Below are 10,200 nucleotides of genomic sequence, written 5' to 3'. Positions count from 1 at the left end.
CGGCTCGTCGGTCTTCGTCACCCGGGGCACCGACCTCGTGGCGGTGGACCGGGCCACCGGGGCGATCACGTGGACCGCGCCCCTGGGTGCGGCTGCGCCCGGCCTGGCCCTCGCCGACGATCGGATCTACGTGGCCGCCGGGGGTGCCCTCGCGGTCTTCCCGGCCGCGGGTTGCGGCGCGGCCACCTGTGCGCCGACGGCGAGCGCGACGCTCGACGCCGACGCCACCGCGGCCCCGGTCGTCGCCGGCGATGTCGTCTACGTCGGCGTGACCGGCGCGGTGCAGGCCTTCGACGCCACGCAGGAGCCGCCGGCGCCCCTGGTCACGCTCCCGGTTGCGGGCGCGCCCACCAGCATGTCGGTGGCCGGCGGCCGCCTGTTCGTGGTCACCACCCAACCCGCCCCGTCCCCCAGCCAACTCCTCACGTTCGCCCCCACCCCAGCGCCCGCAGGTTCTGACGACTAGCTGAACCTCGGGAACTACTGTCGGTGTCACGCGTGACCAGGGGGAGGCGCGAGGCATGGGACGGCATTGGGCATCACGGTTCGGTCTGTTGACTGCGGTGGCGCTGCTGGTGGCGGGCGCGTTGCCGCCGAGCGCCGTGGCGCAGGAGGGGGATCCCCGGGTCGGGTTGGATCCGGGGTGGCTCGATGCCGAGACCGCGATCCGGAACCTCGAGCTCGAGGCCCATCACGACAAGCCGGCCGGCTTCGTCGACCCGGCGAACCCGGGCAACTTCGCCTTCGTGACGTCGGACATGGCCTTCAAGGGCGACCACGCCTTCGTCGGGAACTTCCACGGCTTCAACATCTACGACATCTCCGAGCCGACCCAACCCGTCAACGTGACCAACGTCGTGTGCCCGGGCGGCCAGGGTGACCTGTCGGTCCACGGGAACCTGCTCTTCATGTCGGTCGAGGAGACCCGGGCCCGGGTGGACTGCGGCACGGACCCGACGGTCGGCACCCGGTTCCAGGGCGTGCGCATCTTCGACATCAGCGACGTCGCCAACCCGGTGCAGGTGGCGGCGGTCCAGTCGTGCCGGGGCTCGCACACCCACTCGCTGGTGGTCGACCCCGACGACAGCGAGAACGTCTACGTCTACGTGGCCGGGACGGCCGGGGTGCGGCCGGCGGGCACGATGGCCGGCTGCAACAACAACCCCGCCACCGGCGAGAACCCGTCGCGGTGGCGCATCGAGATCATCAAGGTGCCGTTGGCGGCGCCGCAGACCGCCGCGATCGTCAGCGAGCCGCGGTTGTTCACCGATCCGGTCACCGGGGCGATCGACGGGCTCCAGAACACCCTGCCGACGCCGACCCATCCGTCCGGGGCACCGTGGGGTCCGAGCCCGATCACCGACGCGTGCCACGACATCACCACCTATCCCGAGATCGGCCTGGCCGCGGGCGCCTGCGAGGGCAACGGCATCCTGGTCGACATCTCGGATCCCGTGAACCCGGTCCGCATCGACGAGGTCGCCGATCCGAACTTCGCGTACTGGCACTCGGCCACGCTCACCAACGACGGCTCGAAGGTGCTGTTCACCGACGAGTGGGGAGGCGGAACCGCAGCCCGCTGCCGGGAGACCGACCAGCCGCAGTGGGGCGCCGACGCGATCTTCACGGTGGCCGGCGGACAGATGGACTTCGCCAGCTACTACAAGCTGCCGGTGCCCCAGACGGTGCAGGAGAACTGCGTCGCCCACAACGCCTCGCTGATCCCGGTGCCCGGTCGCGACATCCTGGCCCAGGCCTGGTACCAGGGCGGCATCTCGTTGGTCGACTTCACCGACGCGGCCCATCCGGTCGAGATCGGCTTCTTCGACCGGGGCCCGATCAACGCCTCGTCGCTGGTGCTCGGCGGCTACTGGTCGGCCTACTGGTACAACGGCGAGATCTACGGCAGCGAGATCGCCCGGGGCTTCGACGTCTTCGGGCTGCTCCCGAGCGAGCACCTGACCGAGGCCGAGATCGCGGCCGCACGCGAGGTGCAGGTCGACGAGTTCAACGCCCAGCACCAGACGAGGACCACCTGGGCGCCGAGCTTCGCGGTGGCCCGGGCCCGGTTCGACCAGCTGGTGCGCACCTGCACCGAAACGGTGACGGGCCGGCAGACGAAGGTGCTGGTGGTCACCGGCGTCACCTGCCTCGACGGGGCGACGCTGCTCGGCGGGGCCGTGGTACGCCAGGGCGGGTCGCTGCTGTCGCTGGACTCGTCGATCACGGGGGCGGTGGTCGCGACCCGGGCGAGCGCCGTGCACCTCTACGACACGACGGTCCGCGGCGTGGTCTCCGTCGACCGGTCGACCGGGAGCGTCGCCGTGGTCGACTCCACGGTCCGAGGAGCGTTGACGCTCACCAACTCCGCAACGGGCGACGTGGAGCCGATCGTCGCGGACAGCTCGGTGCACGGTGCCCTGGTGTGCAAGGGCAACACCCCGGCTCCGATCAACCTCGGCGCCGCCAACGACGTCAGCGGCGTGGCCACCGGCCAGTGTGCCGCCCTCGACTGATCGCCTATCGGCTCGGCTCCTAGAGCTGCTCCGGTAGCTCCTGGAGGCGGCCGATCTCGGTCGCTTGATCGGCCTCGATCTCGCGGGCGAAGCGGTCGGCCTCGGGTTCGAGGCCGCCGCCGGCGGCGTAGAGGTCGGTGACCATCGTGAGCGCGCCCTGGTGGTGGGCGATCATCAGGTCGAGGAACAGGCGCTCGAACGCCGGGCCCTGGGCCTGTTCGAGTTGGGCGAGCTGCGCTGCGGTGGCCATGCCGGGCATCCCCGTGTGGTCCTGGTGGTCGCCGTCGTCGGCGTCGTCGGGGACGGCCTCGTCACGGTCGGTCAGCCACCGCGACAGACGCTCGATCTCGTCCTCCTGGGACACCGTGATCCGCTCGGCGAGCAGCGGCAGGTCGTCGCGCTCGGTGCGGTCGGCGACGAGCGCGGTCATCGTCAGGGCCTGTCGATGGTGGACGATCATGCGCTGCATGAAGGACACGTCGGCGGCGTTGTGGTCCGGCGCCTCGATGCCGGCGGCCTCGTCGTCGTCGAGCTCCCGTCCCGGCTCGCCCGGCGCCCCGGGCTGCACGGTGCGGACGCCGCCGTCGTCGCCCTCACCACCGACGGCCAGGAAGACACCCACCCCGGCGGCGACCGCGACGGCCCCCGCGATCACCATCTGACGCGCCCGCGACACCGGCGCGCACCGTAGCCGGAACCTCTCGGCTCTGGAGCCCGACGGTCCTCGACGACGACGCTGACGCAAGCTCTCGACTTCAGGGATGAGCAGCCAGGAGCGCCAGCGTTTCTACGAGACCTCCCGTGTAGTTGTGAGCGCCGAAGAGGACCTCGTCGGGCCCGGGAAACCGGCCCTCGCCGACGAAGCCCTCGATGACGATCTCGACCACGACCCAGGCGAAGAAGGCGAGGGCGGGGACGGCGATCAACAGACCGATGGCACCCAGACAACCCTGCACCGCCTCCGAGTCGAGCAGCCAACTCAGGACGAGAACGGCGACGAGCACACCCACCGGGACGACGACGATGACCACAACCAGTCGGCGCTACCACGCGTGTAGCGATGCGACAGGCGGACCTCACCGGTCAGGGACGGGGGCTGAGGACGCAGAGCTCGTTGCCTTGGGGGTCGGTGAGGACGGTCCAGGTGGCGGTGGGGGCCTGACCGATGTCGAGGGGGCGGGCGCCGAGGGATTCGAGGCGGGCGAGTTCGGTGGCTTGGTCGTCGGTGGCGAACGGGGCGACGTCGAGGTGGACGCGGAGCTTGGTGGTCTTGGGGTCGGGGTTGTGGCGGATGTCGAGGTAGGGGCCCGCGGCGGAGGTGTCGCGGAGCCAGACGTGGACGTCGTCGTGGCCGAGGACGGGCCACCCGGTCGCCTCCGCCCAGAACGGGGCAATCGCTTCGGGGTCGGGGGAGTCGAGGACGACGGCGGCGACGGGGGACAGGGACCCGAAGGCCGACGCGGGGTCGGCGCCGACCGAGCCGGCGTGGCTGACGACGCAGAGCTCGTTGCCGTCGGGGTCGGCCATCACCTCCCAGGTCACGTCGGGGCCCTGGCCGATGTCGATCCGGCGGGCGCCCAACCCCTCCAGCCGGGCGACCAGCTCCGCCTGATGTTCGGACGACCGCGACGCCAGGTCCAGGTGCACCCGGTTCTTCCCCACCTTCGGCTCGGGGACGGGGACGAAGACGAGGGGAAGCTGGCCGTCGGGGACGGGAGGCGAGATCACCACTTCGTCGGGCTCCTCGAAGGTGATCGGCCAGTCCAACGCGGCCGACCAGAAGCGGGCCAGCCCGGCGGGGTCGGCGGCGTCGACGACGAGGTGGACGAGACGGGTCGGCATCGGCACGGTCTACCGCACCCCAGATGGACAACTGAGTTGACGACACCGCACCAGGTCACCCGGGAGGAGCTGGTGGTCGTCCTGTCGGGCCGGGCGCAGGTCCACGTCGGCGACACCGTCACCGACGCCGGTTCGGGCGACGCCATCGTCGTGCCGCCCGACACCGACTTCGCCCTCGGCAACCCGGGCGACGAGCCGCTGCGGGTCCTCGCCTGCACGTCCGTCGCCGGCCAGGCCCGCCTCGACGGCGGCGGGACCGCGCCCCTCCCCTGGATGAGGTGACGCCCCGGCTCCGGCGTCGGGCTACAGCAGCCCGCGCCCCGTCACCAGCGGCAGGTCGAGCGCGGTGAGCAACCCCGGGGGAGCCGAGACGACCGCCGGCACCGCGTTGACCAGGCGCATCGCGGTGGCCTTCAGGCCGGCGGTGTTGTGGTCGCCGTCGGTGCCCAGGAGTTGCAGGTCGACCGTGTACATCGGTTCGCCGGTGACCTCCACCCGGTAGCAGCCGTCGCCGGTGGGCTGGGGCCAGTCGGGCGCCAGGTCGTCGCGCAGGCGGGTGACGTGCTCCAACACGACGATCGGCACGCCGTCCCGCATGCCCCGCACCTCGAACCGCAGCGCAGCCACGGTGCCCTTCTCCACGACCCCCGCAGCGATGTCGAACGACTCGGGCGCCGGCACCCGCTCGTACCACTCCTCGACGGCATCCAGGGACGTGCCCAGCCCCGCGGCGATCTGCTGCACCACCGACCCCCACGCCGTCGTCAGGACCCCCGGCGTCAGCAGCAGCGGCACCGAGTCCATCGCCTGGCCGAAGCCCATGATGTCGAACAGCACCATCGGTTGGTCGTAGGTGGCGTAGTTGAGGATCTCCATGCAGCGCACCTGCCCGATGCGCTCGGAGATCGACGTGATCGTGAGCGGCAGCCAGTCGTTGGCGAACCCCGGGTCGATGCCGTTGACCCACAGGCTCGCCCCGCCCTCCAACGCCGCTGCGCGCACCGGGTCGATCAACGAATCCGGCATCACGCCGTCGGGGTACTGCAGGAACACCGGCCCGCTCGACACCACGTTGATCCCGGCCCGCAGGAACCGGGCCAGGTCGTCGAGGGCCTCGGTGAGCCGGTGGTCGGCCATGGCGGTGTGGACGATGCAGTCGGGCTGCAGGGCCAGCAGGGCGTCGGCGTCGGTCGAGGCCGCCACGCCCAGCGACCGGTCCAGCCCCGCCAGCGAACCGGCGTCCATCCCCTCCTTCGCCGACGACGACACCCACACCCCGACCAGCTCCAGGTCGGGCCGGGCGTCGATCCCCACCAGCGCGTGCCGGCCCACGTTGCCGGTGCTCCACTGCACCACTCGATAGGTCATGGCCGGAGGCTACGACGAAATCTGACGCTCCGTCAGGTGTCCCGATGAGCGCCTCCGCGCAGATACTGAAGGCATGCGACGTTCACTCTTCGACGAGGAGCACGAGCTCTTCCGGTCGAGCTTCCGGCAGTTCCTCGACAAGGAGGTCGTCCCCCGCAACGACCGCTTCGAGAGCGCAGGCCTCATGGACCGCGACGTGTTCGCCAAGGCGGGCGCCGCCGGCTTCCTGGGGATGGACGTCGAGGAGCGCCACGGCGGCGGGGGAGTGAAGGACTTCCGCTACAACCTCGTGATCGCCGAGGAGATCCAGCAGGCGGCCGTCAACGCCGCCGGCCTGGGCCTCACCCTCCACAACGACATCTGCCTCCCGTACTTCACCGGCCTCACCAACGAGGAGCAGAAGGAGCGCTGGCTCCCGAAGATCTGCTCGGGCGAAGCGATCACCGCCGTCGCCATGACCGAGCCCGGCATCGGCTCCGACCTGGCGTCGATGACCACGACGGCGATCCGCGACGGCGACCACTACGTCGTCAACGGCTCCAAGACCTTCATCACCAACGGCATCAACGCCGACCTGGTGATCACCGCCGTGAAGACCGACCCCACCCAGCGCCACAAGGGCATGTCGCTGCTGATCCTCGAGCGGGGGATGGAGGGCTTCGAGCGTGGCCGGAACCTGGAGAAGGTGGGCCTCCACGCCCAGGACACGGCGGAGCTGTTCTTCAGCGACGTGCGCGTCCCCGTCGCCAACCGCCTCGGCGACGAGGGCGAGGGCTTCCGCTACCTGGTGACCAACCTCCCGCAGGAGCGGCTGTCGATCGCCGCCACCGCCATCGCCGCCGCCCGCGCCGCCTTCGAGTGGACCCTCGCGTACGCCAAGGAGCGCACGGCGTTCGGCCAGCCCGTCGGGTCGTTCCAGAACAGCCGCTTCCGGCTGGCGGAGATGGCGACCGAGATCGAGATCGGGCAGAGCTACGTCGACCGCAGCGTGCTGGCGCTCAACGACGGCGAGCTGACCGCCGAGGAGGCGGCGATGGCGAAGTGGTGGTGCACCGAGCTCCAGGGCCGGGTGATCGACACCGGCGTCCAGCTCCACGGCGGCTACGGCTACATGACCGAGTACCCGATCGCCCGGGCCTACACCGACGCCCGCATCACCCGCATCTACGGCGGCACCACCGAGATCATGAAGGAGATCATCGGCCGCAGCCTCGGAGTGTGACAGCGGAGGCGCAGCCTTCACCGCTTGGGGCGGTGGCGGGGTGGTTGGTACGGGTCTGATGGGTCGACGGCGGGCCCGGCTCAGGCGAAGTTGCGCGGGGCCATCTGGTCGGCCGGGATCGTGCCGAGCCGGCCGGCGTTGTAGTCCTCGATCGCCTGGACGATCTCGTTGCGGGTGTTCATGACGAAGGGTCCGTACTGGACCACCGGCTCGTCGATGGGCACGCCGCCGAGCACCAGCACGTCGAGCGCGTCGTGCCCGCCCTCGAGCGTTGCCGCCGCCCGGATGGTGACGCGGTCGCCGTCGCCCAGGATGGCCAGGTCGTTGTCGGCGACCGGCCGCTGCTCCGGTCCCACGGTCCCCTGACCGGTGAGCACGAACACCATCGCGGTGTAGGTCGGGTTCCACGGCAGCACCAGCTCGGCGTCGCGGGCGATCGTGGCGTGGAGGTAGGCGATCGGCGTGTGGGTGGAGCCGGGCCCCTCGTGGCCGCCGACGTCGCCGGCGATGAGGCGCACCAGCGACCCGCCGTCGGGGCTGCTGAGCAGCGTCATCGAGTCGGCGGTGATGGCCTGGTAGCGCGGTGGGGTGAACTTCAGGGCGGCGGGCAGGTTCACCCACAGCTGGACGGCGTGGGCCGGCCCGCCCTGGCGGTAGGAGCGCTCGGTCGGGAGCTCGTCGTGGAGGATGCCCGCGCCGGCCGTCATCCACTGGGTCTCGCCTTCCCCGATGACCCCGCCGCCGCCGTTGGTGTCGTGATGTGCGATCTCGCCGTCGAGCACGTAGCTGACGGTCTCGAAGCCGCGGTGGGGGTGCCACGGCGCGCCCGCGGCCTCGCCCGGGCCGTTGACCTGGGGGCCGAGGTGGTCGAGGAGGACGAACGGCGACGTCGCCGAGAGCGGCAGGTCGCCGGGGAACGGCCGGGCGATCTCGAACCCGGCACCCTCGAGCTGGCGGTGGGAGGCGACGACCCGCGCCACCCGGCGGGCGGTGGGCGCCTCGCCGACCAGCGGGTCCAGGCGTGGCAGTGCGAGCGGGTTCTCGACGGTGATCGCGGGCATGGCATCGACCTCCTGGGCGGTCGGTCCGTATTTGGTTGACGTGTCAACCAGGACGCTAGCGGCAATCGTTGTCATGTCAACCAGTTCCGCCTACCGTGGGGTCATGGGTCGATCGCCCCGCTGGCTCGACGAACGGGAGCACGCCGCCTGGCGTGGCTTCCTGGCGATGTACACCCAGCTCACCGCGCAGCTGGCCAAGGATCTGCGGGACACGGGCCTGTCCGGGGCGGACTACTCGGTGCTGGTCGGCGTGTCGGAGGCCCCGGACGGGCGGATCCGGGCCCACGAGCTCGGCGACGAGCTTCAGTGGGAGAAGAGCCGGCTGTCGCGCCAGATCAGCCGGATGGAGAAGCGGGGCCTGGTGGCACGGGACATCTGCCCGACCGACGCTCGGGGTTCCTTCGTGGCCCTGACCGATCTCGGGCGGCGCACCATCGAGCAGGCGGCCCCCCTGCACGTCGAGCAGGTGCGGCGTCGGTTCGTCGCCGCGCTCACCCGCGGTCAGCTCGACGACCTGGCCGCCATCTCCCGAGCGGTCCTCACCCGGCTCGACGATGGCGATGGCAGCGGACCGGCCTCGCAGTAACGCAGATGTTTTACCTCTCTTGACGATCGCTTCAATCTCTGCGTGAATGGGTCCGGCACGGACTCGGCCCTCGGGGGGAAGATCCATGGCACGCACAGTCGGCCGCGCGCTCGGTCTCGTACTCGCCCTGCTGCTCGGCAGCCTGGCGGCGGTCGCTCCGCCGGTGGGCGCCACGGGAGCCACGGGAGCCACGGAAGCCCACCGCCCGGGTCGCTCGGTCCGTCCGGTGATCTTCGTCCACGGCGGTGCCGGCTCGGGCGCCCAGTTCGAGAGCCAGGCGCTGCGGCTCACCAGCAACGGCTACCCGGCCGACCGCGTCGCCGTCCACGAGTACGACTCCACCTTCGGCCTCAACACGATGGCCGAGGTGTGGGCCGGGCTCGACGTGCTCATCGCGGACCTCCTGGCCGACACCGGCGCCGACGAGGTCGACCTGCTGGGCCACTCCCTGGGCACCGCCGTGTCGCAGGGCTACCTCAACAGCTCGCCCGAGCGGGCCGCCCGCGTCGCCCACTACGTCAACATCGACGGGGCCACCGCCACGACCCTGCCCGGCGGCGTCCCCACCCTGGCCGTGTGGGGCGAGGGGTCGCCGACGCGCCAGATCGTGGGGGCGCAGAACTACTACGCCCCCACGCAGTCGCACGTGCAGGTGGCCACCGCTCCGGAGACCTTCGCCCAGTTCTACGAGTTCTTCACCGGCCGGGCGCCCCGCACCACGAAGGTGCTGCCGGAGCTGGGCCGCCCGCAGCTGTCCGGGCGGGCCAGCCTGTTCCCCAGCAACGCCGGTGCCGCAGGCGATCGACTGGATGTCTGGGAGGTCGACGGCCGCAGCGGCTCGCGTCGGGGTCGGCGGCCCGCCGCCACGTTCGCCCTCGGGACCGACGGCGCCTGGGGACCGTTCAAGGCCCATCGCGGCCGCCACTACGAGTTCGCCGTCGTCCACGCCACCGGCTCGACCCACCACTTCTACTTCCAGCCGTTCGTGCGCAGCGACCACCTGGTGCGGCTGCTCACCTCCACGCCCGGCACCGGCATCGACCTGCTGCGGGAGAAGGGCCCGAACCACGCCTCCCTCACCGTCACCAGGTACAAGGAGCTGTGGGGTGACCAGGGTGCCGGCAGTGACACGCTGGCGATCGACGGGCAGCAGGTCCTCAACGCCGCCAACGCACCCCGCACCAAGCGGGTGAACGCGGTGTTCGCCTTCGACGTCGGCAGCGACGGGGTCACCAACCTCGCGGCACCGATACCCGCGCTGTTCGCCCTGCCGTTCCTCACCGGCATCGACGTCGCCATCCCGGCCACCACGCCGCCGAACGACCCGGTTCGCATCACCACCACCGCGCGCACCGCGCCGGACCGGCGGGTGACGGTCAACGTGCCCAACTGGGCATCGTCGGAGCACCACGTGACCGTGCAGCTCTGGGACTTCGACGGCCGTTAGGGGCTAGAGCCGGGCCTTCAACCGCAGCGACCGGGTGCGGCCGAGGGTCAGCGCGCGCACAGCGGGACGACCCGGGGACCGCGGCCGGGGTGGAGGCGGAGGCGGGTGGTGCTCACTTGTCCGCTCCGGCGACCCGGTCCTCCAGCGACGTCGTCTGG

General features: G+C 71.4%; 11 protein-coding genes. 7 read left to right on the top strand and 4 right to left on the bottom strand.

The features are described 5' to 3' along the window. The coding region (locus VK611_07820) for a PQQ-binding-like beta-propeller repeat protein (protein HMG41223.1) at positions 1-466 on the top strand (466 nt) is incomplete at its 5' end. Between the two features lie 97 nt (positions 467-563). Then, positions 564-2,516: a hypothetical protein gene (locus VK611_07815; protein ID HMG41222.1), complete on the top strand. Its 1,953-nt coding sequence runs from the start codon at positions 564-566 to the stop codon at positions 2,514-2,516. A gap of 19 nt (positions 2,517-2,535) precedes the next feature. Here the strand turns inward: VK611_07815 and VK611_07810 are convergent, their stop codons facing one another. Next, positions 2,536-3,192, bottom strand: coding sequence for a DUF305 domain-containing protein (locus VK611_07810; GenBank protein ID HMG41221.1), 657 nt, complete (start codon positions 3,190-3,192; stop codon positions 2,536-2,538). 85 nt (positions 3,193-3,277) lie between these two features. Between VK611_07810 and VK611_07805 the strand changes: the two genes are divergently transcribed. Then, positions 3,278-3,574 carry a hypothetical protein gene (locus VK611_07805; protein HMG41220.1) on the top strand — a complete coding sequence of 99 codons (297 nt, stop codon included), beginning with the start codon at positions 3,278-3,280 and terminating at the stop codon, positions 3,572-3,574. A gap of 25 nt (positions 3,575-3,599) precedes the next feature. On the opposite strand, the gene VK611_07800 is transcribed toward VK611_07805, so the two are convergent. Then, positions 3,600-4,358, bottom strand: coding sequence for a VOC family protein (locus tag VK611_07800; GenBank protein HMG41219.1), 759 nt, complete (start codon positions 4,356-4,358; stop codon positions 3,600-3,602). A gap of 36 nt (positions 4,359-4,394) precedes the next feature. Between VK611_07800 and VK611_07795 the strand changes: the two genes are divergently transcribed. Continuing rightward, entirely contained in the window at positions 4,395-4,640 is a 246-nt protein-coding gene (locus tag VK611_07795; GenBank protein ID HMG41218.1) for a cupin domain-containing protein, read from the top strand. A gap of 21 nt (positions 4,641-4,661) precedes the next feature. Here VK611_07795 and VK611_07790 read toward each other — a convergent pair whose 3' ends face one another. Further along, positions 4,662-5,726 (bottom strand): hypothetical protein, encoded by a 1,065-nt coding sequence (locus VK611_07790; GenBank protein ID HMG41217.1) that lies wholly within the window; start codon positions 5,724-5,726, stop codon positions 4,662-4,664. A 73-nt stretch (positions 5,727-5,799) separates the two neighbouring features. On the opposite strand from VK611_07790, the gene VK611_07785 reads away from it, so the two are divergent. Further along, the gene (locus tag VK611_07785) at positions 5,800-6,948 is read left to right on the top strand and encodes an acyl-CoA dehydrogenase family protein (GenBank protein HMG41216.1); all 1,149 of its coding nucleotides are present in this window, start codon (positions 5,800-5,802) and stop codon (positions 6,946-6,948) included. 80 nt (positions 6,949-7,028) lie between these two features. Here the strand turns inward: VK611_07785 and VK611_07780 are convergent, their stop codons facing one another. Next, entirely contained in the window at positions 7,029-8,009 is a 981-nt protein-coding gene (locus VK611_07780; GenBank protein HMG41215.1) for a pirin family protein, read from the bottom strand. Between the two features lie 103 nt (positions 8,010-8,112). Here VK611_07780 and VK611_07775 point away from each other — a divergent pair, with 103 nt between their 5' ends. Further along, on the top strand, positions 8,113-8,595 hold the full coding sequence (locus VK611_07775; GenBank protein ID HMG41214.1) for a MarR family transcriptional regulator: 483 nt from the start codon (positions 8,113-8,115) through the stop codon (positions 8,593-8,595). Positions 8,596-8,680: 85 nt separating this feature from the next. Next, positions 8,681-10,042: a hypothetical protein gene (locus VK611_07770; protein HMG41213.1), complete on the top strand. Its 1,362-nt coding sequence runs from the start codon at positions 8,681-8,683 to the stop codon at positions 10,040-10,042. The last annotated feature ends 158 nt before the right edge of the window (positions 10,043-10,200 follow it).

This window comes from Acidimicrobiales bacterium (assembly GCA_035316325.1).
Classification (GTDB): Bacteria; Actinomycetota; Acidimicrobiia; order Acidimicrobiales; family VFJN01; genus DASXTK01.
This window is presented reverse-complemented; position numbering and strand designations above follow the sequence as displayed.